At 62.4% G+C, this 23,132-nt stretch carries 26 protein-coding genes; 18 read left to right on the top strand and 8 right to left on the bottom strand.

Going from position 1 to position 23,132, the window contains the following annotated elements:
• Positions 1 to 4: 4 nt before the first annotated feature.
• From V1290_RS15470 to V1290_RS15455, 4 genes are all read right to left on the bottom strand, one after another.
• Positions 5 to 1,468, bottom strand: coding sequence for a type II and III secretion system protein family protein (locus tag V1290_RS15470; RefSeq protein ID WP_334369043.1), 1,464 nt, complete (start codon positions 1,466 to 1,468; stop codon positions 5 to 7).
• A gap of 17 nt (positions 1,469 to 1,485) precedes the next feature.
• The gene (gene cpaB / locus V1290_RS15465) at positions 1,486 to 2,277 is read right to left on the bottom strand and encodes a Flp pilus assembly protein CpaB (RefSeq protein ID WP_334365206.1); all 792 of its coding nucleotides are present in this window, start codon (positions 2,275 to 2,277) and stop codon (positions 1,486 to 1,488) included.
• 126 nt (positions 2,278 to 2,403) lie between these two features.
• Complete coding sequence (locus tag V1290_RS15460; protein ID WP_334365205.1) at positions 2,404 to 2,928, bottom strand: A24 family peptidase; 525 nt, start codon at positions 2,926 to 2,928, stop codon at positions 2,404 to 2,406.
• Positions 2,929 to 3,238: 310 nt separating this feature from the next.
• Positions 3,239 to 3,406 (bottom strand): Flp family type IVb pilin, encoded by a 168-nt coding sequence (locus V1290_RS15455; RefSeq protein ID WP_334365204.1) that lies wholly within the window; start codon positions 3,404 to 3,406, stop codon positions 3,239 to 3,241.
• A gap of 383 nt (positions 3,407 to 3,789) precedes the next feature.
• Between V1290_RS15455 and V1290_RS15450 the strand changes: the two genes are divergently transcribed.
• The 3 genes from V1290_RS15450 (at position 3,790) to V1290_RS15440 (ending at position 6,853) form a co-directional block, all read left to right on the top strand.
• On the top strand, positions 3,790 to 5,235 hold the full coding sequence (locus V1290_RS15450) for a hypothetical protein (protein WP_334365203.1): 1,446 nt from the start codon (positions 3,790 to 3,792) through the stop codon (positions 5,233 to 5,235).
• Between the two features lie 147 nt (positions 5,236 to 5,382).
• The gene (locus tag V1290_RS15445; protein ID WP_334365202.1) at positions 5,383 to 6,213 is read left to right on the top strand and encodes a sterol desaturase family protein; all 831 of its coding nucleotides are present in this window, start codon (positions 5,383 to 5,385) and stop codon (positions 6,211 to 6,213) included.
• Positions 6,214 to 6,349: 136 nt separating this feature from the next.
• The gene (locus tag V1290_RS15440; protein WP_334365201.1) at positions 6,350 to 6,853 is read left to right on the top strand and encodes a pilus assembly protein N-terminal domain-containing protein; all 504 of its coding nucleotides are present in this window, start codon (positions 6,350 to 6,352) and stop codon (positions 6,851 to 6,853) included.
• Positions 6,854 to 6,925: 72 nt separating this feature from the next.
• Here V1290_RS15440 and V1290_RS15435 read toward each other — a convergent pair whose 3' ends face one another.
• Positions 6,926 to 7,060 carry a hypothetical protein gene (locus tag V1290_RS15435; protein ID WP_334365200.1) on the bottom strand — a complete coding sequence of 45 codons (135 nt, stop codon included), beginning with the start codon at positions 7,058 to 7,060 and terminating at the stop codon, positions 6,926 to 6,928.
• Here V1290_RS15435 and V1290_RS15430 point away from each other — a divergent pair.
• Both V1290_RS15430 and V1290_RS15425 read left to right on the top strand, forming a co-directional pair.
• Positions 7,050 to 7,589, top strand: coding sequence for a TadE/TadG family type IV pilus assembly protein (locus V1290_RS15430; protein WP_334365198.1), 540 nt, complete (start codon positions 7,050 to 7,052; stop codon positions 7,587 to 7,589). The genes V1290_RS15435 and V1290_RS15430 overlap by 11 nt on opposite strands.
• A gap of 19 nt (positions 7,590 to 7,608) precedes the next feature.
• Positions 7,609 to 8,181: a TadE/TadG family type IV pilus assembly protein gene (locus V1290_RS15425; protein ID WP_334365197.1), complete on the top strand. Its 573-nt coding sequence runs from the start codon at positions 7,609 to 7,611 to the stop codon at positions 8,179 to 8,181.
• A 128-nt stretch (positions 8,182 to 8,309) separates the two neighbouring features.
• On the opposite strand, the gene V1290_RS15420 is transcribed toward V1290_RS15425, so the two are convergent.
• The 3 genes from V1290_RS15420 to V1290_RS15410 form a co-directional block, all read right to left on the bottom strand.
• Positions 8,310 to 8,522, bottom strand: a complete 213-nt coding sequence (locus V1290_RS15420; protein ID WP_002714433.1) for a cold-shock protein — start codon at positions 8,520 to 8,522, stop codon at positions 8,310 to 8,312.
• Between the two features lie 269 nt (positions 8,523 to 8,791).
• A complete protein-coding gene (gene infA / locus V1290_RS15415; RefSeq protein ID WP_334365196.1) occupies positions 8,792 to 9,079 on the bottom strand; it encodes a translation initiation factor IF-1 in 288 nt (95 codons plus the stop codon).
• A gap of 23 nt (positions 9,080 to 9,102) precedes the next feature.
• Complete coding sequence (locus V1290_RS15410; RefSeq protein ID WP_334365195.1) at positions 9,103 to 10,545, bottom strand: DEAD/DEAH box helicase; 1,443 nt, start codon at positions 10,543 to 10,545, stop codon at positions 9,103 to 9,105.
• Between the two features lie 542 nt (positions 10,546 to 11,087).
• Here V1290_RS15410 and urtA point away from each other — a divergent pair.
• From urtA to ureG, 13 genes are all read left to right on the top strand, one after another.
• Positions 11,088 to 12,404 carry an urea ABC transporter substrate-binding protein gene (urtA, locus tag V1290_RS15405; RefSeq protein WP_334365194.1) on the top strand — a complete coding sequence of 439 codons (1,317 nt, stop codon included), beginning with the start codon at positions 11,088 to 11,090 and terminating at the stop codon, positions 12,402 to 12,404.
• Positions 12,405 to 12,590: 186 nt separating this feature from the next.
• A complete protein-coding gene (gene urtB / locus V1290_RS15400) occupies positions 12,591 to 14,204 on the top strand; it encodes an urea ABC transporter permease subunit UrtB (protein WP_334365192.1) in 1,614 nt (537 codons plus the stop codon).
• The gene (urtC, locus tag V1290_RS15395; protein WP_334365191.1) at positions 14,201 to 15,367 is read left to right on the top strand and encodes an urea ABC transporter permease subunit UrtC; all 1,167 of its coding nucleotides are present in this window, start codon (positions 14,201 to 14,203) and stop codon (positions 15,365 to 15,367) included. The genes urtB and urtC overlap by 4 nt, the downstream gene beginning before the upstream one ends.
• A gap of 4 nt (positions 15,368 to 15,371) precedes the next feature.
• Entirely contained in the window at positions 15,372 to 16,133 is a 762-nt protein-coding gene (urtD, locus tag V1290_RS15390) for an urea ABC transporter ATP-binding protein UrtD (protein ID WP_334365190.1), read from the top strand.
• Between the two features lie 193 nt (positions 16,134 to 16,326).
• A complete protein-coding gene (gene urtE, locus V1290_RS15385) occupies positions 16,327 to 17,022 on the top strand; it encodes an urea ABC transporter ATP-binding subunit UrtE (RefSeq protein ID WP_334365189.1) in 696 nt (231 codons plus the stop codon).
• A gap of 36 nt (positions 17,023 to 17,058) precedes the next feature.
• The gene (locus V1290_RS15380; protein ID WP_334365188.1) at positions 17,059 to 17,886 is read left to right on the top strand and encodes an urease accessory protein UreD; all 828 of its coding nucleotides are present in this window, start codon (positions 17,059 to 17,061) and stop codon (positions 17,884 to 17,886) included.
• Between the two features lie 40 nt (positions 17,887 to 17,926).
• Positions 17,927 to 18,229: an urease subunit gamma gene (locus tag V1290_RS15375; protein ID WP_057841053.1), complete on the top strand. Its 303-nt coding sequence runs from the start codon at positions 17,927 to 17,929 to the stop codon at positions 18,227 to 18,229.
• 9 nt (positions 18,230 to 18,238) lie between these two features.
• Positions 18,239 to 18,544 carry an urease subunit beta gene (locus tag V1290_RS15370; protein WP_334365187.1) on the top strand — a complete coding sequence of 102 codons (306 nt, stop codon included), beginning with the start codon at positions 18,239 to 18,241 and terminating at the stop codon, positions 18,542 to 18,544.
• A 139-nt stretch (positions 18,545 to 18,683) separates the two neighbouring features.
• The gene (gene ureC, locus V1290_RS15365; RefSeq protein WP_334365186.1) at positions 18,684 to 20,399 is read left to right on the top strand and encodes an urease subunit alpha; all 1,716 of its coding nucleotides are present in this window, start codon (positions 18,684 to 18,686) and stop codon (positions 20,397 to 20,399) included.
• Between the two features lie 46 nt (positions 20,400 to 20,445).
• Positions 20,446 to 20,745: a putative quinol monooxygenase gene (locus V1290_RS15360; RefSeq protein ID WP_028349315.1), complete on the top strand. Its 300-nt coding sequence runs from the start codon at positions 20,446 to 20,448 to the stop codon at positions 20,743 to 20,745.
• A 51-nt stretch (positions 20,746 to 20,796) separates the two neighbouring features.
• Entirely contained in the window at positions 20,797 to 21,351 is a 555-nt protein-coding gene (ureE, locus tag V1290_RS15355) for an urease accessory protein UreE (RefSeq protein ID WP_334365185.1), read from the top strand.
• Positions 21,332 to 22,069, top strand: a complete 738-nt coding sequence (locus V1290_RS15350; RefSeq protein WP_334369042.1) for an urease accessory protein UreF — start codon at positions 21,332 to 21,334, stop codon at positions 22,067 to 22,069. Before ureE ends, V1290_RS15350 begins: the two co-directional genes overlap by 20 nt.
• 166 nt (positions 22,070 to 22,235) lie before the next feature.
• Complete coding sequence (gene ureG, locus V1290_RS15345; protein ID WP_334365184.1) at positions 22,236 to 22,868, top strand: urease accessory protein UreG; 633 nt, start codon at positions 22,236 to 22,238, stop codon at positions 22,866 to 22,868.
• Positions 22,869 to 23,132: the final 264 nt, after the last annotated feature.

Below are 23,132 nucleotides of genomic sequence, written 5' to 3'. Positions count from 1 at the left end.
CGCCTCAGTCCGTAATAAAGCCGTAGGTGCCGCGATAATTCCGTGCCTTTTCGACGCGGCCCGGAACGCCGTAGATGCGATTGATGCTGCCGAGGAGGTCGGCCTGCGGATCCGACGCGCTGGCAAAGCCGTCGTCGGGGCGCGACAGATCCTTCTGTGCCACCGCGCGCACCACATAAGGCGTGACCAGAACCATCAGTTCGCTCTGGTTGTTGACGAAGTCGCGGCTGCGGAACAGCGTGCCGAGAACCGGCAGTTGCGCCAGCCCCGGCAGACCGTTGATCGCCTGCTTGGTCTGTTCCTGGATCAGGCCGGCCATCGCCATCGCGCCGCCGGACGGAATTTCCAGTGTCGTCTCGGCGCGGCGGGTCTTGATCGAGGGAATGGTCGTTCCACCGGCACCGCCGGTCAGAGCGTTTTCGGTCGAGACTTCCGACACCTCGGTCATCACCCGAAGGCTGATCCGTCCCTCGGTCAGCACGACCGGCGTAAAGTTGAGAGAGATGCCGAATTTCTTGAAGCTGACTGTCTGGACGCATTGTCCGACGGCACCACCCACTGTGGTTTGGCAGGTCACGCCGGTCGGAATTGGAAATTCGCCGCCGGAGATAAAGGTTGCGGACTCGCCGGAAATGGCTGTGAGGTTAGGTTCGGCAATGGTTCGCACGACACCGGCGCTTTCCATCGCGCGCAGCGTCGCCTGCACGGATGGCGTCGAGCCGAAACTCCCGGTAAGGGCGTTGTTGGCGACGAGCGGCGCACTGTTTGCGGTGAACGGGTTGTTGTTGGTGAACCTAACAACGGATGTGCCGTAGGACATGCTGGCGCTGAGATCAATGCCGAGCTGCTTGATGACCGAGCGCTGGACTTCAGCGAGCGTGACTTTCAACATCACCTGGTCACGGCCGCGAACTGCGATCGAATTGACGACCTTTTCAGTGCCGCCCACCAGGCGGGCGGCGATTTCGGCGGCCTGCTGCGCCTCGATCGGGGTTGCCGCGGTGCCGCTCAGCACCACGCCGTCACCGACGCCTTCGATCAGGATGTCCGAATTCGGCAGCGACTGCTTCAGCGCCGCGCGCACGCCGTTGAGGTCGCGCTTGACCGCGATGTCATAGGCCGCGATCTGCGCACCGGTGGAATCGAAGAAAACGATATTGGTCTGGCCGACCGCGGCGCCGATGATATAGGCGCGCTGGGTCGAACGCACCACGGCGTTGGCGACCTTCGGATCCGCAACCAGCACGTCCTTGATCTCGCGCGGCAGGTCGATCACGAAGGACTTGCCGATCCCGAGCGAAACGAAGCGGGCGTTCATCTGCCCGTCGGCGGCCACCGGGGCCACGCGATAGTCGCTCGCCATCACCGGCGTCAGCGCCGGATTGAGCGTGAGAGCAGTCACGGCCGAAAACGACAGGGCGCGGACGATGAACGTTCGCATCATCGGCTGAATTTCCCTGCACTTCATATCGTGCGTCCTTTCGGTCACTTCTGCATCGTCTGCTGGCTGGCAACGCCATAACGAATGACGTTGAGGCTTTCGCCACGCTTGTTGAATTGTTCGTCCGGCTTCTCGACTGCGTTGACGTCGGCAATGCTGCGCAGCGCCAGCGTCAGCGTGCCGCTCTGGCGCGATCGCGCCAGCGTCTCGGCCTGCTCGGGCTTCAGTTCGAGGGTGACCGTCCTGCCGACCAGCGAGCTGGCGCCTTCTTTCTCCTTCGGCGCCTGGTCGATCGCGAGCACGCGAACGTTGGTCAGGATGATCTCCGAGCTGGAGATATCCGGGCCCTTGCTGTCCGGGTTCTTGTCGCGCTTGGTAAGAATTACGTCGACGCGGTCGTTCGGCAGGATGAAGCCGCCGGCGCCGGTTTCCGGCGAAATCTCGGTGGAAATGGCCCGGTAGCCCGCGGGCAGGATCGCCGCCATGAAGCCGGAGCCATCGGCTTTCACCAGCTTCTGCTCGCGAATCGGCTCGCCCGCGATGAACGGCGCGCGCGCGATCGAGCCGGTGATCTCCTTGACGGCGTCGGCCTTGCTGGCGCGGCTGATGAAGTTACTGCTGGCCGACGTGGCCGGCCAGGTCTGCCATTGCAGATCGTCGGGCTTGACCGACTTGCCGAGGCCGATATCCGATTTCGCGACGAGAATATCGACGGTCTGAAGCTGCGCGACCGGCTGGGCCGGGGCAGGCCTGTCGCCGGACCCGCTGGCGAGATATGCGGCAACGCCGCCAGCGCCGATGGCGATGGTCAAGACCACAATGCGTGGCTTATTCATACGCTTCACTTTCCACATTACGCCGCGACGCTTCCGCCGCCGTGATGGGAGTTGACCAGCTATTCGTCAAAGCATGGTTAATGAGGCGTGTGTAAATTGCCTTAACGGAAAGTTAGCGGTGCTGGATCAACGCATGGCGAGGTGGGTCAGGTCGATCGCCTTGATCCATTCGGTCTCCGGATAGACCATCAGCGCGCCAAGCGCGAGCGCGATGCCGTAGGGGATTCCGCTCTGCTTGTCGTGCAGCCGGTTCAGCCAGGCTTGCGCCGCAAGCGGATAAGGCAGCGGCCACCGCCGGAACTGGAGCAGCAACAACGTCAGAGCCCCGCCGAACAGTGAGGCGTAGACCAGGTAGTTGAGGAGGTGGTCGAAGCCGAACCAGAGCGCCACGCTGGCTGCGACCTTGGCGTCGCCGCCGCCAACCCAGCCCATCGCGAAGCAGGCAAAGGCCACCGCCAGGACGGCTGCGCCGGCGCCGATGTGCATGAGCATGTCATGCAGGGCCATGCCGCCCAGCAATGCAAGAGCCAGGAAGCCCGCGATAAGCGCCAGCGACAATCGGTTCGAAATCGTCATGGTGAAGAGGTCGCTCGCGGCTGCGAACGCCATCAGTGCGGGAAAGAGCAGGAGTCGTGCTATGTCGAGGATCATGGATTTACGAAGCCCGTGCTGCTAATCGCGACGTCGAAGCGTCGAGACTACACACGAGAGATGAACAAGCAGAAAACGGCTTCGCTCATCACCAGACGCTTGCAATTCGACACGAAAGCGTAAGAAGCGCCAGCGTCAGTGCAAGACAGACCGCTCTCACGGACGCGTCGTCCCCGTCACCGGCGAAGCGCGTTCTTGCGGCCAGGAATGTGAAAGCGGATTTGCGCACTGTCTTACGAAACTTAACTCAGGCGAAAACTACAAAGGCCCCGGAATACCCGAGGCCTTTGCTATGCTTCGGCGGTGACGCTTACTTGTTGAGCTCGGTGGATACCGCTTGGAACTTGGTGTTCAGGCCGGTGCCGACGCCGTTAACTGCGGTGATGATCGCGATAGCAATACCCGCGGCAATCAGGCCGTATTCGATAGCGGTCGCGCCGGATTCGTCCTTCAAGAAACGCGAAACGAGATTCTTCATCAGATAAGCTCCATGTACACGTGGCTGGTCAAACTAACGTTGGTCTCACCGGCGTTCTCAGCACCGCGACCATGGCATGACCCTAGGGCCCCGAGAATTGCGAGGCGGTTAATTCGATTGCCGAAAAGCCCGAGGAACCGGACGGTTCCGAAGCAGAGTAAATTTGGCACTAAGCAGTTGCGTAAGATTCGAGATTGCCGCGCATGCGGTCTATGGTCTCCGCCTGCCGGAGCGGGGCGCCCGAATTCACGGCTCTTTAAGCGCGAGGGGTTACACACGAGTTCTCCGATCAGAGGCGCCATGTCCAGCCGGCCTCCGAAAGTCATCGAAACTCACCGGCCGAACGATGACGAAAAATAGCGTCCGGGCACGAGCGTGACGACATGACCGCAAACGTCGGAATGATCTCCCAGGAGAAAGCCTCGAGCCTTGGCAGGATCCCCGCCTGGCTCTGGCTTGGCGCCGGCGTGTATGCGCTTCTCCTGATCGTCGGAAGCACGCTGCTGCGCGACTCAGACACCTATTGGCAAATCGTCGTGGGTCGATCGATCCTCGAGCATGCCGCGTTGCCGCGCGTCGACCTGTATTCCTTCACGCGAATTGGCGAGCCATGGACGTCATCGTCCTGGTTCGCGCAGGTTCTGTACGCTGCGAGCTATCATCTGGCCGGCTGGAGCGGACCAGTCGTACTTGCGGCAATTTCGATCGCCGCAACGTTTGCGCTTCTCACCTATGTCCTGGGTTGCCGCATTCCGTCGACCTACGCGATCCTGATCGCGCTGGCGGCAATGGTGCTTTCATGGCCACATTTTTTTGCGCGCCCTCACGTACTCGCGCTGCCGGTCATGGTTGCGTGGTCGTACGGCCTGATGTCGGCAAGCGAGCGCCGGGAGCCGCCGTCATTTTGGTTGCTGCCGCTGATTTTGCTTTGGGCGAACCTGCACGGCGGATTCATCTTTGGCCTCGTCTTGATCGGAGCATTCGCGTTTGATGCCGTATGGAACGCGAAGCCTTCGCAACGAGAGCCATTGACTGTGCGCTGGATCGCGTTCGGGGTGGGAGCCGTGGCCGCATGCTGCGTTACGCCGTACGGATGGGGTTCGATCCTCGCTTCATTCAAGATTCTCGATTTGGGGGAGTTGCTGCATCTCATCAATGAATGGAGGCCGGCGGACTTCAGCAGTCTCGGTCCGTTCGAGTTGTCGATGCTTGCCCTGATCGGGGGCGGACTTTACAGCGGCGTAAAGCTGTCGCCGCCGCGGATCGCGCTGGCGCTGGGCCTCCTGCACATGGCGCTGTCGCATATCAGGAACCTCGAGATCTTTGCGCTGCTGCTGCCGATCGTGTTGCTCGCGCCGGTGGCGTCGCAATTCGCGCTGCAGCCGGCCCGGCTCGTCCGGACAAGTGCGCCCTCCGTGGCGATGCTGGCCGTCTTGCTCGGCGGCTTGACATGGGTGTTTGCGGCCAATGCGAGGATTGCGCCACCCGAAGGGCAATCGCCCGCCGCGGCCGTCGATGCCTTGCAGGCGCATAATCCCAAGCGGGTTCTCAACGACCTTCCGTTCGGCGGATACCTGATCTGGCGCCAGATTCCCGTGTTCATCGACGGGCGCGCCGAACTCTACGGCGAAGCCTTCGAAATGGCCTATTACCGCGCGCTGACGCTCAAGGACGCCAACCACTTCCTCGATATTCTAAAGACCTGGGAAATCGATGCCGTGCTGTTGAAGCCGTCGACGCCGGCCGTTGGGCTGCTCGATCAAGTCAGTGGCTGGAAGCGCGTGTATTCCGACGAGAACGCCGTGCTGCACGTTCGTACCGCCAATTGAGCGCTGCCCGATGGCTGTCGCCACGTCCGCCTGGATGCTTTGAGGGGCACGTGAACTGGCGGGCGGCCGGGGATTCTGCTACGGGGAACCAGTTGAATGCACCCGAGCGGCGGTTGACGGTCGCCGATCAGACCGCAAGCAGCCGACATGTCCAACCTGCCGATCGAAGTCCTGGAGATGCTGGGCCAGACCATGGCCAAGGTGGTGCCGGTCACGGTCGCGCTGGCGTTGGTGTTCTCGCTGCTGGCGCATTTCTGGGCCTGCAATCCCGGCAGGCCCTGGTGGCGCAAGCGCGAACTCGTGACCGACATCTGCTACTGGTTCCTGGTGCCGCTGTTTGCGCGGGTATTCCGCATCGGACTATTGGTGCTCGGCGCTGCTTTGCTGGTTGGAATTCACGACGCCGACGAGTTGATCGCCTTCTACGACAACGGCCACGGTCCGTTGTCGAGGCTGCCATTGTGGCTGCAGACGATCCTGTTCCTGGTCGCAGCCGATTTCATGATGTACTGGCTGCACCGCATGTTTCACGGCGGCGGGTTCTGGAAATACCACGCCATCCACCATTCGTCGGAAGATGTGGACTGGATCTCGGCGGCGCGCTTTCACCCCATCAACCTGCTGTTGGGTACCATCGGGGTCGACGTCGTGTTGCTGATGGCCGGCATTTCGCCGGGCGTGATGCTGTGGCTCGGCCCGTTCAACATCTTCCACTCGGCGTTCGTCCACGCCAACCTCAACTGGACGCTCGGCCCGTTCAAATATGTCGTGGCGACGCCGGTGTTTCACCGCTGGCACCACACCTCCCGCGAGGAGGGCGGGGACACCAATTTTGCCGGCACCTTTCCACTCTGGGACCTGCTGTTTGGGACTTTCCGAATGCCATCGGATCGCCTGCCGGAGCAGTACGGCGTGGACGATCAGTCCTCGTTCCCGCGTGAAATCATTGGGCAACTGGCTTACCCATTCCGCAAATAGGCCGGCGTCGGATTTCTTGCCGCATGGCGGGGCCTATTTGCCGTTTGTTCATGAATTGTCGTCAGATTCACCTTGTCGGGCGCCGGTTCCGCTGGGTATGGCCCATCGCCGGCTTGTTGATGCCCCGGGGTAAAGTATGTCGTTCAAGTTTCCGCGTATTCGCGCACGCGCGCGTTTTGGATTGCGTTCCCTCGCTGCAGGAATCCTGCTGTGGCCGGCCGTCGGTCTGGCCTCGCCCGATCCAGACCGAATCGCCGTTTATGTCGACCAGGCAAAGCTCGTGAAGCTTCCTGCCAAGGTCTCCACCATCGTGGTCGGAAACCCGCTGATTGCGGACGTTACGCTGCAGAGCGGCGGCATCGTGGTCGTTACAGGCAAGGGCTACGGCGCGACCAATTTCATCGCAATGGACCGCAATGGCGAAGTACTGGTGGACCGCCAGATCCAGGTCGAAGGCCCGACCGATCAGCTCGTCACCGTCTACCGCGGCGTCGAACGGGAATCCTATAGCTGCATGCCGGTCTGCCAGCGCCGCATCACCCTTGGCGACGGCGTCGGCTACTTCAAGACCGCCATCGATCAGGCCGGCTCGCTCTCCAGCCAGGCCGCTGGCGCGGCGGCCGGCGGCAAGGCGGACTGAGCCGTTTGCGCTAGAGCCTACCGGTTCTGATTGAATCAGAACCGGGCTCTCGGCGCCGGTCTCCCGGCACGGTCAAGATTCGGTTAACGGCGCGGGTCGTTCTGTCTGGAACGGCCGAAACAATTCAACAATCAGTTTCGGATAGGTTTTTGCGGCAATTCCCTCGCGCTCTGAGGTCTCTTCGATGCCGCCTTCCATGGTTCCCAAGAAAAATATCCTGCGCCGGTTTCGTCACAACCGAAGGGGCTCGGCCGCCGTCGAGTTTGCGCTGGTTGGACCGATATTCTTTGCCGTTCTGTTCGCGATCATCGAGCTGGCGCTGGTATTCTTTGCCAGCCAGATTCTCGAGACCGTGACGCAGGACTCGGCGCGTCTGATCATGACCGGCCAGGCACAAAATGCGAAATTCACCCAGAGCCAGTTCAAGGACGCCGTTTGCGCCAAGCTCGTCGTGATGTTCGATTGCGAGAACGGAATCTCGATCGACGTGCAAAATTACCCCGCGTTTGACATCGTCGACGTCTCCGCCCCGATCGTCACCGACCCGAAAGACGGGAAGAAAAAATTCGTTCCTCCGAACAATTATCTCCCCGGCGGCCCCGGCGACATCGTCATGGTGCGGCTGTTCTACAAATGGCCGCTGTTCGTCACCAGCCTCGGCTTCGATATCTCGAATATCGACGGTAGCAAGCGGCTGTTGACGGCGACCGCCGCATTCCAGAACGAACCTTACTAGGACCAAAGGCGATGAACCGATGAGCACAATCTGGCTTCGCATGCGCCGCCGGGCGTTCGAACTGCTTGGCGACAACAGCGGTCTTGCAGCCGTCGAGTTCGCGATGATCATCCCGCTCATGGCAGCGCTGTTCATTGGTACCTACGAGTTCTCGGCCGGCTTCGCCATCAAACGCAAGGTGACGCTGATGGCGCGCACGCTATCGGACCTGACGTCCCAGAACACCACGGTGAGCGATACGCAATTGACCAACTTCTTCAAAGCCAGCAAGGCGATCATGACTCCCTATTCGTCGGCGGAGGTGAAGGGGAAGATCACGGAGCTGTACTTCGATCCCGATACCAAGAAGGCGCGGGTGCAGTGGAGCGAGGGTATCGAACCGCATAAGGCAGGAGACATCATCGACATCCCGGAGGCGCTCCGGATCCCCGGCACCTACCTGATCCTAAGCGAGGTCAGCTATAACTACATCCCGAGCGTCGCCTGGTTCATCAATAAGCAGGACGGCATGGAGCTGAAAGACTACAGCCTCACCCGTCCGCGCCAGGGACTTTGCGTGATGTACAAGACCTCGGTCTGCACCCAGACGTGAGGCGGCTGCGCCCGATCAGATGGCTGCATCGAAAAGGATCGCAAAGAAAAAGGCCGCGCCATTGGCGCGGCCTTTTGATTTATTCAGGAGCGGTCTTCGGGACGCTGTCGCGTGCGCCCGAAAATCGCTTATCCGGCGGCGCGCAGATTGTCGGCCGAAGATTTGCCAGAGCGGCGATCTGCCACGATTTCGTAGGAGATCTTCTGGCCTTCACGCAACGTTCCGAGGCCGGCACGCTCGACAGCGCTGATGTGCACGAACACGTCATTGCCGCCGTCATCCGGCTGGATGAAGCCATAGCCCTTGGTAGCGTTAAACCACTTCACGGTTCCCATGCTCACGGGGGTAGTCCCTTCTCAGATAGACAAGTCGTAGCCCACCTTTCGATGGGCTGGTGAGATCGAATTTTTGGAAGGGTCGTCAGCGTCTAAACCGGCTGTACCGGTGGATAGCTAATGTCGTCCGGCCGAAAATCGATACCTAATATTATTCGATAGTAGGGTTCAAAACAATCCTGACGTGCGATTTTTTGATTCGGGGCGGCCAGCCGCCCTCGCTCGCGCGCGACGCAGTCGCGTCGGGCGCGATTTCGAGGGCGTTTACGATCTGTTTACCGGCGGCGGAACTGGCCGCCGCGCGGCGGCGCACCACGCGGGGCGCCCGATGTCGACGGACGCTCGTCCTTGTGTCGGAAGATCAGGCGACCCTTCTCCAGATCATACGGCGACATCTCGATCGTCACGCGATCGCCTGCCAGCGTCTTGATCCGGTTCTTCTTCATCTTGCCTGCGGTATAGGCAACAATCTCGTGTCCGGCATCGAGCTGCACGCGATAGCGCGCGTCGGGGAGAATTTCGGTCACCAGTCCTTCGAACTGGATCAGCTCTTCTTTAGCCATGGTGGTCTCCAGGTCGATCGAGGCTAGCGCTGCGGTCGGTGGTTACGGTTCGGTTGATTATTCGGACGGCTCTCGCGATGCAAGAAGGCGACGCCCTGAATGCCCTCGCTTTGGCCGGCCTGGCTCTTGCCGGCCTGCTGGGCCGGACGCGGCGCTTCGTGCCTGTTCGGCTGCTGCGCATTATTACCACCACCGCGGCGGCGTCGGCGAGGGCCTTTTGCGCTTGGGGCCGGTTCATGAGAACGGCTAGCATGGACGCGTGTTCCAGGCCGTCCGCCCCGGTGCTGGGCGGGGGCCGGCGCCGCATCACGGTGGCCCGGCGTCCTGCGGTCTTCCCGCGGCAGCGCGATGCGAATCAGCCGCTCGATGTCGCGCAGATAGCCCATTTCCTCGGCGCCCGCGATCAGCGAGATCGCCACGCCCTCGGCGCCGGCGCGCGCGGTGCGGCCGATGCGGTGGACGTAGGTTTCGGGAACGTTGGGCAGGTCGAAATTCACGACATGGCTGATGCCGTCGACATCGATGCCGCGGGCGGCAATGTCGGTGGCGACCAACGTGCGGATCTCGCCGGAGCGGAACGCCGCCAGCACGCGTTCCCGGTGGTTCTGCGATTTGTTGCCGTGAATGGCATTGGCTTCGATACCGGCCTTGGCCAGCACCTTCACCACCTTGTCGGCGCCGTGCTTGGTGCGGGTGAAGACCAGCGCGCGGTCGACCGGTTCCTGCTTCAAAAGCTGCGCCAGCACCGCCGGCTTGGCCGCGAAATCGACCTGGATGATGCGCTGGGTGATCCGGTCGGCCGTCGAGGCCACCGGCGTCACCGCCACCCGCGCGGGGTCGCGCAGCATGGATTCGGCGAGTTCCGCGATATCCTTCGGCATGGTGGCCGAGAAGAACAGCGTTTGCCGCTTGATCGGGAGTTTCGCGACGACTTTGCGGATGTCGTTGATGAAGCCCATGTCGAGCATACGGTCGGCTTCGTCGAGCACCAGGAACTCGACCTGGTTCAGCTTCAGCCCGTTGCTCTGGACGAGATCGAGCAGACGGCCGGGGGTCGCCACCATTACTTCGACACCCTGCATGACCGAGCGGACCTGGCGGCCCATCGGCACGCCGCCGATCGCCAGCGCTGAGGTCAGGCGGATGTGGCGGCCATAGGCGTTGAAGCTGTCGAGGATCTGGCCTGACAGCTCGCGGGTTGGCGACAGCACCAGCACGCGGCAGCTCTTCGGCTGTGGCCGGATGCGGTTCTCCAGGATCCGGTGCAGGATCGGCAGCGCAAACGCCGCGGTCTTGCCGGTACCGGTCTGGGCGATGCCGACGACGTCACGGCCGGTCAATGCGATGGGAATGGTCTGGGCCTGGATGGGCGTGGGCGTGTGGTAATTTTCTTCCTTGAGCGCACGCGAGATGGGATCGGCAAGGCCGAAATCCTGAAAGGAGGTCAAAAGGGTGGTTCTTTCCATTAAAAAAGCAGGCGCCCGGCGATGTCAGCCAGGAGCGCGCGAGTGTGTCAGAGACACCCGCGTGTTTGGGGCGTCGGTTTTGCTAGCTGAAGGGGGCAAGCCAGAAACCGCAAAACGGGATCAGAACACGCGGCTCGCAGGGACCTGATGATTCTCTAGGTCACGACAGTCATATGGATCACCTGTGCGCCGCTTTCAAGGTGAATTCGGCGCGCCTCGCCAGCTCGGTTAAAAGAAACCGATCGGCCAGGTCGCGCCGTGCCGCGCGGCCAGCCCAAACGATCAAAATTCGTGCAAGAAATTTAGCCAAATTGCGACATTTGCACAAAAAGTAGATGGTTTGCCGCCAAAGCATACATTTACGCTGTCTAATAAGTAGGCAGATTTCTCGCCGGCGGTTTTCGCATAGCCGGAATTTCCAAGCGATTACAGGAGTTTATCCGGCCATCGAGCGATGGCATGGTTCTTGCGATTCCCTTAAACGCAGGCGGCCGTGGGGCCGTTCGCAGCGTTCAACGCCTGCGTCAGGGAGATGACATTTCATGCTTACAAAATTGACTCACGATATAGCGACGCTGAGCCGCCGCCGCTGGCTAGCGGCCACTGCCGGCCTGGTTTTGGGTCTGGCTGCGTTCTCGAACGCCAAGGCGCAGGAGACCATCAAGGTCGGCGTCCTGCATTCTCTTTCCGGCACCATGGCCATCAGCGAAACCACGCTGAAGGACACCATTCTCTTCCTGATCGAGGAGCAGAACAAGAAGGGCGGCGTGCTCGGCAAAAAGCTTGAGCCTGTCGTCGTCGACCCCGCCTCGAACTGGCCGCTGTTTGCCGAAAAGGCGCGCGAGCTGATCACCAAGGACAAGGTTTCGGTCGTGTTCGGCTGCTGGACCTCGGTGTCGCGCAAGTCCGTGCTCCCGGTATTCAAGGAACTGAACTCGATCCTGTTCTACCCCGTGCAATACGAGGGCGAGGAGAGCGAGCGCAACGTGTTCTACACCGGTGCTGCGCCGAACCAGCAGGCGATTCCCGCCGTCGACTATTTGATGAAGGACGAGAAGGTGAAGCGCTGGGTGCTGGCCGGCACCGACTACGTCTATCCGCGCACCACCAACAAGATCCTCGAAGCCTACTTGAAGTCGAAGGGCGTCAAGCAAGAAGACATCATGATCAACTACACGCCGTTTGGTCATAGTGACTGGCAGACCATCGTGGCCGACATCAAGAAGTTCGGCTCCGCCGGCAAGAAGACCGCCGTGGTCTCCACCATCAACGGCGACGCCAACGTTCCCTTCTACAAGGAGCTCGGCAACCAGGGCATCAAGGCGACCGACATTCCGGTGGTCGCGTTCTCGGTCGGGGAAGAAGAACTCGCCGGCATCGACACCAAGCCGCTGCTCGGCCATCTCGCCGCCTGGAACTACTTCCAGTCGATCAAGTCGCCCGAGAACGAGAAGTTCATCAAGGCCTGGCAGGCCTACACCAAGAATCCGAAGCGCGTGACCAACGATCCGATGGAAGCGCACGTCATCGGCTTCGACATGTGGGTCAAGGCGGTCGAGAAGGTGAAGTCGACCGATCCGGACAAGGTGATCGACGCGCTGCCCGGCATCGAAGCCAAGAACCTGACCGGCGGCACCTCCAAGATGCTGCCTAACCATCACATCACCAAGCCGGTGTTCATCGGCGAAATCAAAGCCAACGGCCAGTTCGACGTGGTGTGGAAGACCCCGGGCCTTGTCGCTGGCGACGCCTGGTCGAAGGAGCTCGAGGGCTCCAAGGACCTGATCGGCGACTGGGTTGGCAAGAAGTGCGGCAACTACAACACCAAGACCAACAAGTGCGGCGGTCAGGGCTCCTGATCCCGATCTGATCCGATTGGATCATGATCCCGGTCTGATCCGACAGGATCATGACCCCGATCTGATCCGACAGAATCAGGATCGCCTGAGTTGCAATAAAGAACTTCCAAGAGTTCTTCGAAGAGAACGATGGGAGAAGGCGGCGCTGCCGCCGCCTTCTCCCCATACTCCTGCCGGGGTCGTATTGTGTCTGCCAATTTCCTTGATCGCCTTCGCGCGCTTTTGCTCGCGATTTCTCTCGCCGTAGCCTTTGCAGCGCCGGCGCTGGCGGGCCCGTTCGAGGACGCGGTCGCCAAGTTCGCCAACGACGATTTTTCCGATACCGATGAGGCGATCGGCGCGGTCGCGACCTCGGGCAATGCGCTGGCCTTTCCGATCATCAGTGCGCTGCAGGACGGAAGGCTGTCCGCCGATCCGGATACCAAGAAGGTTTTCATCACGCAGACCGACGGCAAGGTCATCGATGCCGCGACCGGCGCTGCCGTAGACAAGCTACCGGACAATGCGGCTGCCGTGCGCCTCAACAACCGCTTGCGCCGCGCCGTCGAGGCCGCGCTCGGCGGGCTGACGCTGTTGTCACCCGATACGGCCAAGCGGATTGCGGCGGCGCAATCGGTGTTCAAGAGCCATGAGGAGAGCGCGCTGCCCGTAATCGACGGCGCCCTGGCGAAAGAGACCAACAAGTCCGTCAAGGCCGCCTTCGCGGAAGCCCGCGCCGCCATCCTGCTTTACAAGTCTGACGCGACCGAGGTCGAGAAGCTCGAGGCGGTCGCCGTCGTCAAGGCGCGCGGCGATCAGGAGGCGATGGCGCTGCTGACGGGCTTGGGCAACGACCTGCCGCCCAATGTCGCGCGCGCCGCAGCAAGCGCGATCGCCTCGATCCAGAGCAATCTGCAGATGTGGTCGATGGTGCAGAATGCCTGGTACGGCCTGTCGCTGGGCTCGGTGCTGCTGCTGGCCGCGATCGGCCTCGCCATCACCTTCGGCGTCATGGGCGTCATCAACATGGCCCATGGCGAGATGGTGATGCTGGGCGCCTACACCACCTTCGTGGTGCAGGAGGTCATTCGCAGCAATTATCCCGGCCTGTTCGATTATTCGCTCTTGATCGCGGTGCCGCTGGCGTTCCTCGTCGCGGGCGCCGTCGGCGTAGCGATCGAGCGCGGCATCATCCGCTTCCTCTATGGCCGCCCGCTGGAAACGCTGCTCGCGACGTGGGGCCTGTCGCTGGTATTGCAGCAGGCCGTGCGCACCGCGTTCGGCCCCACCAACCGCGAGGTCGGCAATCCCTCCTGGATGAGCGGCGCGTTCGAGCTCGGGCAGATCACCATCACCTATAACCGGCTCTGGATCCTCTGCTTCACGCTCGCGGTGTTCGTCATCCTGCTCGCGATGCTGCGTTACACCGCGCTCGGGCTCGAGATGCGCGCGGTGACGCAGAACCGGCGCATGGCGGCCTCGATGGGCATCGCCACCTCGCGCGTCGATGCGCTGACCTTCGGCCTCGGCTCGGGGATCGCCGGGATTGCCGGCGTGGCGCTGTCGCAGATCGACAATGTCAGCCCCAATCTCGGCCAGAGCTACATCATCGACAGCTTCATGGTCGTCGTGTTCGGCGGCGTCGGCAATCTCTGGGGCACGCTGGTCGGCGCCTTCACGCTCGGCATCGCCAACAAGTTCCTGGAGCCGGTGGCCGGCGCCGTGCTCGGCAAGATCGCCATCCTGGTGCTGATCATCCTGTTCATCCAGAAGCGTCCGCGCGGCCTGTTCGCGCTGAAGGGCCGGGCGGTGGAAGCATGACGCCGCATATCCTCACGCGCTCGCTCGATCGCAGCGCCACCGTCTTCCTGGTGGTGGTCGCCGGCCTCGGCGTGCTGATCCCGCTCTCCAATCTCCTGCTGCCTGCAGGCTCGGCGCTGCAAGTGCCGACCTATCTGGTCGCGCTGTTCGGCAAATACGCCTGCTACGCCATTTTGGCGCTCTCAATCGACCTGATCTGGGGCTATTGCGGCATTCTCTCGCTCGGCCACGGCGCGTTCTTCGCGCTCGGCGGCTACGCCATGGGCATGTACCTGATGCGCCAGATCGGCAGCCGCGGCGTCTACGGCAATCCGATCCTACCCGACTTCATGGTGTTTCTGAACTATCCGGCGCTGCCCTGGTACTGGCACGGCTTTGATATGTTCTGGTTTGCGGCGCTGATGGTCGTTCTTGTTCCCGGCCTGCTCGCGTTCTGCTTCGGCTGGCTGGCGTTCCGCTCCCGCGTCACCGGCGTCTATCTCTCGATCATCACCCAGGCCATGACCTATGCGCTGCTGCTGGCGTTCTTCCGCAACGATTTCGGCTTTGGCGGCAATAACGGCCTGACCGACTTCAAGGACATCCTCGGCTTCAACGTGCAGGCCGACGGCACCCGCGCCGCTCTGTTCGCGCTGAGCTGCCTGGCGCTGATCGTGGCCTTCCTGATCTGCCGGGCGGTCGTGACGTCGAAGCTCGGCAAGGTCTTGATTGCAATCCGCGACGCCGAGTCCCGCACCCGTTTCCTCGGCTACCGCGTCGAATCCTACAAGCTGTTCGTGTTCACGCTGTCGGCCTGCATGGCCGGCGTCGCCGGCGCGCTCTACGTGCCGCAGGTCGGCATCATCAATCCGAGCGAATTTGCACCGGGCAACTCCATCGAAGCGGTGATCTGGGTCGCCGTCGGCGGCCGCGGCACGCTGGTGGGCGCCGCGCTTGGCGCTGTCGTCGTCAACTACGCAAAAACCTACTTCACCTCAGGCCCGCTGGCGCCGTACTGGCTGTTCATGCTGGGCGCGCTGTTCATCCTGGTGACGCTGCTGCTGCCAAAGGGGATCGTCGGCACCTTCAACGCCTGGCGGGAGTCCCGGAAGGCGGCCGAGAAAGCCAATGCCGAAAGCGCTGCGCTCGAAGACGGCGTCGGCGAACCGAAGCCGGCGGAGTGAGCGCATGAGTGTCATGGAGGGAAGGACCACTTCGGCGCTGCTCTACCTCGACGGCGTGCATGTCTCGTTCGACGGCTTTCACGCCATCAACAATCTGTCGCTCACCCTGGAGCCAGGCGAGATGCGCGCCATCATCGGCCCGAACGGCGCCGGCAAGACCACGATGATGGACATCATCACCGGCAAGACCAAGCCGGACGAAGGCACAGTGCTGTTCGATGGCATGACCGACCTGACGCGGCTGGATGAGACCCATATCGCCGAACTCGGCATTGGCCGCAAATTCCAGAAGCCGACGGTGTTCGAGAGCCAGACCATCGAGGACAATCTGTTGCTGGCGCTCAATGTCGATCACAGCGTCAGGGGCACGCTGTTCTGGCGCGGCAGCAGGGATGAATCCGAGCGGATCGACCGCGTGCTCGAGACCATCCGCCTGACCGATGCACGCAACCGTCTTGCGGGCAGCCTGTCACATGGCCAGAAGCAGTGGCTGGAGATCGGCATGCTGCTGGCACAGGACCCAAAACTGCTGCTGGTCGACGAGCCGGTCGCGGGCATGACCGACGTCGAGACGCATCAGACCGCCGAGCTTCTGAAGGAAATCAACAAGGAAAAGACCGTTATGGTCGTCGAGCACGACATGACCTTCGTGCGCGAACTCGGCGTCAAGGTCACCTGCCTGCACGAAGGCACGGTGCTGGCGGAGGGGAGCATCGATCAAGTCTCATCGAATGAGCGCGTGATCGAAGTGTATCTGGGAAGATGAGGAATATGCTGACGGTTCCTCGTGAAAGCTGTCATGGTCCGCCACCGGGTCGGCCGAATGGCCGCCCGATGACAGGCTCCGGCCGGACGATCCAGTACTCCGAGACGGTGAGCTTTGCCACGGAGGCTCGGCGTACTGGATACCCCGCCTTCGCGGGGTATGACGCCACCTCTCAGCCGGAGCGAAGTGCCAAATGCTGAAGGTCGACAACATCAATCTCTACTACGGCGCGGCGCAAGCCCTGCGCGGCGTCTCGCTGTCCGCCGAGCCCGGCAAGGTGACGTGCGTGCTGGGCCGCAACGGCGTCGGCAAGACCTCGCTGCTGCGCGCGATGGTCGGCCAGTATCCGATCGCCAGTGGCTCGATCGCGCTTGATGGTCACGATATCACCGGTCTGAAACCTTATGAACGCGCCCGGCGCGGCATCGGCTTCGTGCCGCAGGGTCGCGAAATTTTTCCGCTGCTCACGGTTGAGGAAAATCTCAAGACCGGCTTCGGGCCGCTCAAGCGCGAGGATCGCCATATCCCCGACGACGTGTTTTCACTGTTTCCGGTGCTGAATACGATGCTGGGGCGGCGCGGCGGCGATCTCTCCGGCGGCCAACAGCAGCAGCTCGCGATCGGCCGTGCGCTGGTGATGCGGCCGAGACTGTTGCTATTGGACGAGCCGACCGAAGGCATTCAGCCCTCGATCATCAAGGACATCGGCCGCGCGATCTCTTACCTGCGCAGCCTCGGCAACATCGCGATCGTGCTGGTCGAACAATATCTCGACTTTGCCTGCGAGCTCGGCGACAATTTCGCGGTCATGGACCGCGGCGCCGTGAAATATGCCTGCGACCGCGCCAATCTCGATCCCGCGGAGATCAGTCGCCAGATGGCGCTGTAACGTTTTCGAGCGCGGCATAAACCGTTTGGGGGACGGATGCGGACCGATATCACGCGCACGGCTTCAGCAACGTTCGCTGCCAACCGGGCCCAGGGCGCTGTCAGGTTCGGCGTGCATCTGCAGGATGGCGTCACCCGCCGCGGCGACCTGCACGAATCCGGTTCGCTGCGCGTCCGCTTTCCTTCTCCTGAAGCGGAAGGACTGTTCGGCGTGTTCGTCAACACCGCCGGCGGTATTGCCGGCGGCGACCGTTTCGACATCGACATCAGGGCAGGCGAGGACACCCGGCTGACGCTGACGACGGCGGCGGCCGAAAAGGTCTATCGCGCCCCCGGTCCCGCCGCGCAGCTCGGCATCGCTCTGAAGGCGGAAGCGGGCGCGCAGCTCGCCTGGCTGCCGCAGGAGACCATCCTGTTTGACGGTGCTCGGATTATCCGCCGCATCGACATCGACCTGGCCGAAGACGCCTCGCTTCTGCTCTGCGAAATCGTCGTGTTCGGCCGCGCCGCGATGGGTGAAACGATGCGGCACGGCGAGTTCGTCGACCGCTGGCGCCTGCGCCGCGGCGGCAAGCTGGTGTTTGCGGAGACCATCCGACTCGACGGCGACATCGGCGCAAAGCTGGCGCGGCCGGCCGTGGCCAATGGCGGCGTTGCCATCGGCACCGCATTGATCGTGCCCGGCGATGAGGCAGTCGTGGAGCGCATCCGCGAAACCTCGGAAGCGTTCGGCGGCGAGGTCGGCATCTCCTGCTGGAATGGATTTGCAATGGCGCGCTTCTGTGCCCAAGATGCGGCCCGGCTCCGCGCCGACATGATGACGGTGCTCGGCCGCGCAGCGCTACCAAGACTTTGGCTTAATTAACCGCTGTGGCTCAATTAGAGACAATCACCAGAGTGCCCGCATGAATCTCTCCCCCCGCGAAAAGGACAAGCTCTTGATCTCGATGGCGGCCATGGTGGCGCGCCGCAGGCTGGAGCGCGGCGTCAAGCTCAACCACCCCGAGGCGGTGGCCATCATCTCCGACTTCATCGTCGAAGGCGCCCGCGACGGCCGCACTGTCGCCGAACTGATGCAATCAGGCGCGCAGGTCCTGACCCGCGCGCAGGTGATGGATGGCATTCCCGAGATGATCCACGACATTCAGGTCGAAGCGACATTTCCGGATGGTACCAAGCTCGTCACCGTGCATGAGCCGATCAGATAGGAGCACCGCATGATCCCCGGCGAACGCTTCATCAAGGACGGCGAGATCGAACTCAACGCCGGCCGCAAGACGGTGACGCTCACCGTCGCCAATACCGGCGACCGCCCGATCCAGGTCGGCTCGCACTATCACTTCTTCGAAACCAACCCCGCACTGAAGTTCGACCGCAAGAAATCCCGCGGCATGCGCCTCGACATCGCCGCCGGCACCGCGGTGCGCTTCGAGCCGGGGCAAACTCGTGATGTGCAACTCGTGGCGCTTGCCGGCAAACGCACCATCTACGGTTTTCGCGGCGATGTGATGGGCAAGCTGTGATCTGCAGGGACACGCTGCGATGAGTTGCAGTGAGGTGAGCACACTCTTCAGGCTCCCTCTCCCCTTGCGGGAGAGGGGTGGCCCCGAGTCGCCATGCCTGCAATTGGCACCAATTCAGATCTAGAGCCTGGAGTCCGTCATGTCCGTGAAAATCAAACGTAGCGTCTATGCCGACATGTTCGGGCCGACCACCGGCGACAGAGTGCGGCTGGCCGATACCGATCTCATCATCGAGGTTGAAAAAGACTTCACCACTTATGGCGAGGAGGTGAAGTTCGGCGGCGGCAAGGTGATCCGCGACGGCATGGGACAATCGCAAGTCACCAACCGGCAGGGTGCGGCCGATACCGTCATCACCAATGCGCTGATCGTCGACCACTGGGGTATCGTGAAAGCCGACGTCGCGATCAAGGAGGGCATGATCGCGGCGATCGGCAAGGCCGGCAATCCCGATATCCAGCCCGGCGTCACCATCATCATCGGTCCCGGCACCGACGTCATCGCCGGCGAAGGGAAAATTCTCACCGCGGGCGGCTTCGACAGCCACATCCATTTCATCTGCCCGCAGCAGATCGAGCATGCGTTGATGAGTGGCGTCACCTCGATGCTCGGCGGCGGCACCGGGCCCTCGCACGGCACCTTTGCGACCACCTGCACGCCCGGCCCCTGGCACATGGCGCGGATGATCCAGTCGTTCGACGCCTTCCCGGTCAATCTCGGCATATCAGGCAAGGGCAATGCCGCGCGTCCCGCTGCGCTGGTCGAGATGATCAGGGCCGGCGCCTGCGCGCTGAAGCTGCACGAGGATTGGGGTACCACGCCGGCGGCGATCGACAATTGTCTCGCCGTCGCCGACGATTACGACGTCCAGGTGATGCTGCATTCGGACACGCTGAACGAATCCGGCTTCGTTGAGGACACGATGAAAGCCTTCAAGGGCCGCACGATCCATGCCTTCCACACCGAAGGCGCCGGCGGCGGTCATGCGCCTGACATCATCAAGATTGCCGGCTTGAAGAACGTGCTGCCGTCCTCGACCAACCCGACGCGCCCTTTTACGCGCAACACGATCGACGAGCATTTGGACATGCTGATGGTGTGCCACCATCTCGATCCTTCGATCGCCGAAGACCTGGCCTTCGCCGAGAGCCGCATCCGGAAGGAAACCATTGCGGCGGAAGATATCCTGCACGATCTCGGCGCGCTCTCGATGATGTCGTCGGATTCGCAGGCGATGGGTCGGCTCGGCGAAGTCATCATCCGCACCTGGCAGACCGCCGACAAGATGAAGAAGCAGCGCGGCGCGCTGGCCGAGGACAAGGGCAACGACAACGACAATTTCCGCGTCAAGCGCTACATCGCCAAATACACCATCAACCCCGCGATCGCGCATGGCGTCTCGAAACTGATCGGCTCGGTGGAGAAGGGCAAGCTGGCCGACCTCGTGCTGTGGCAGCCGGCCTTCTTTGGCGTCAAGCCGGATTGCATCATCAAGGGCGGGTCGATCGTGGCGGCGCCGATGGGCGATCCGAACGCCTCGATCCCGACGCCGCAGCCGGTGCATTACCAGCCGATGTTCGCCGCCTTCGGCAAGTCGCTGACCGCATCTTCAGTGGTGTTCACCTCGAAGGCCGCCATTACCGGCGGGCTGGCGCGCAAGCTCGGCATTGCCAAGACGCTCTACCCGGTGAAAAACACCCGCGGCGGCATTTCCAAGAAGAGCATGATCCACAACGGCGCGACGCCCAAGATCGAGGTCGATGCCGAGACCTATGAGGTGCGCGCAGACGGCGAGCTTCTGACATGCGCGCCCGCCGAGGTCCTGCCCATGGCGCAGAGGTATTTCATGTTCTAAGGTCTGGCCCGAAACGTTAGTCTGAACAAAAGTCCGGGAGGATCTAGTGATCTACGTCGTTGCCACGCTGACCATCAAGCCCGAAACGCGCGCCGATTTCATCGCCGCCGCCACCGCCTGCATCAAGGAAACCCGAAAAGAGCCGGGCAATATCGCCTACGACCTGCATGAGAGCGTCACCGATCCCTCGAAAATGGTGTTCGTCGAGCAGTGGGAGAATGCCGAGGCGCTGGTGCCGCATCGTGGCGCCGAACACATGAAGACCTTCGGTCGCGTGGCCGTGAAATGCATGTCGGCTCCGCCGAAGATCGAAGTGATCACGCCCGAAAAGGTCGAGACCCGCTAGCAAGAAAAGCCAACGGGAGACAAATTGTGGAGAAGCTTTGAGGCCCACGTCATGATCCGCGCGACCAAAGTCCTGGGCCAGCATCGCTGGACACAAGCAGCCGCCGATACCGTCGTGCTCGATTTCGACGACCGGCACCGGCGGCGGATGGCGATGACGGGAACGCGCGGGCTCGAATTCCTGCTCGACCTGGAGAGTGCGGTGGCGCTGCGCGGCGGTGACGCGCTGGTGCTGGAGGACGGCAGGCTGATCGAGGTGGTCGCGGCCGCCGAGCCCCTGATCGAGATCCGGGGTGTCGATCCCTTGCATCTGGTCCGCATCGCCTGGCATCTCGGCAACCGCCACCTGCCGACGCAGATCATGCCGAAGGGCTTGCGCATCCGCCGCGATCACGTCATCGAGGCGATGGTGAAGGGGCTGGGTGCGCGCATCATCGAGATCGAGGCGCCGTTCGATCCCGAGGGCGGCGCCTATGCTCAGGCTTCGCATGATCATGCCGCGCACCACCACGGCCATGATCATCACCATCATGATGATCATGCGCACCATCACCATCACGACGAACATTGCGACCACGATCATTCCCATGCTCATGACCACAAGTGAGCCTGCGCCAGCCGACGCGAGCAGCGGAATGAATGCGGAGGAGTCAGCGGCGCTGTACCGGCTGATGACCTGGCTGTCGCCGTCCTTCCCGGTCGGTGCATTCTCCTATTCCAGCGGCATCGAATGGGCGGTGGAGGCGGGCGATATCACCGACGCCGCATCGCTGCGCGACTGGCTGGCCGCGATGCTGGTTGACGGTTCTGGCTTCTGCGACGCCGTGTTTCTGGCGCAGGCGTATCGCGCCGCGTCCGTGCGGGACGCCACGGCGTTGCGCGAGGTTGCCGAACTCGCGGCTGCCTTCGTGCCCTCGCGCGAGCGTCAGCTCGAGACGACGACGCAGGGCCGCGCCTTCATCGATATCGCGCGCGCCGCCTGGACCCGCGACGGGCTCGACAGCATGGTTGCTGCGAGCGGCAGCGCGATCGTTTATCCCGTCGCGGTTGGCGTCGTCAGCGCCACCCATGCCGTTCCGCTTCCGCCGGCAATGCATGCCTTCCTGCATGCCGTGGTGTCGAACTGGATTTCCGCCGGCGCGCGCCTCGTGCCGCTCGGGCAAACCGACAGCCAGCGCATTCTCGCGAGCCTGGAGACTGAGGTCGCGGCAACGGCGAAGCGCGCGCTCGCCGGCTCGCTCGACGATCTCGGCAGCGCCACCTTCCGCGCCGATCTCGCCAGCCTCCGCCACGAGGCGCAGTATACGCGGCTGTTCCGGTCGTGACTGCGCGCCCCGCTCTCCACCCGTCGTCCCCGCGAACGCGGGGGACCCACAACCACAAATGTTCGTGGCTATGCCGGGTTGGAGCTCCAGCCTGCTACAACAATCAAATTCAGTGGCTATGGGTCCCTGCGTTCGCAGGGACGACGAAACCGAAAGAGTGCATAACATGGCAACCTCTCACGGCCCGCTTCGGATCGGCGTCGGCGGTCCTGTCGGCTCCGGCAAGACCGCGCTGATGGACCTGCTCTGCAAGTCGATGCGCGAGCACTACGACATCGCCGCCATCACCAACGACATCTACACCAAATGGGACGCCGAATTCCTGGTGCGCTCGGGCTCGCTGACACCGGACCGCATCGCCGGCGTCGAGACCGGCGGCTGCCCGCACACCGCGATCCGCGAGGACGCCTCGATGAATCTCGCGGCGGTCGCCGACATGCGCGCGAAATTTCCCGATCTCGATCTGGTGCTGATCGAATCCGGTGGCGACAATCTTGCCGCGACGTTTTCTCCCGAACTCGCCGATCTCACGATCTACGTGATCGACGTTGCCGCCGGCGACAAGATTCCCTCCAAGGGCGGTCCCGGCATCACCCGATCGGACCTGCTCGTCATCAACAAGATCGACCTGGCGCCTTATGTCGGCGCGTCGCTGGAGAAGATGGAGGTGGACGCCAAGCGGATGCGCGGCGAGCGGCCGTTCGTGATGACCAATTTGAAGAAGAGCGAGGGGCTCGATCGCATCATCGGCTTCATCGAGACCAAGGGCGGCCTGCGCCCGGCCGCAAAGGCCAGGTAGGTCATGTAAGCTAGATGAACGGTCCAGCCGGGCGGGGCGGATAAGGGGCAGGCCCAGCGGCCCGGTGAGTCCCGTATTAAGATTAATATCCGGTCCGCCGCCGCAGCCCGCGGATTTGTCCGTCCGCGCCGGAACCAAATCGACGCTGTCAGATTATCAACTTCTGGCGCCGCCAAATCAGCGTTAACGGCTGCCGTGTTGTTTGCCCGCTGCCAAGCTGTCAGTTGCGTGCTGATGATCGCTCCGCCATATTTGCCGCGCTTG

Origin of the sequence: Bradyrhizobium sp. AZCC 1578 (genome assembly GCF_036924675.1) — a bacterium.
GTDB lineage: Bacteria > Pseudomonadota > Alphaproteobacteria > Rhizobiales > Xanthobacteraceae > Bradyrhizobium.
This window is presented reverse-complemented; position numbering and strand designations above follow the sequence as displayed.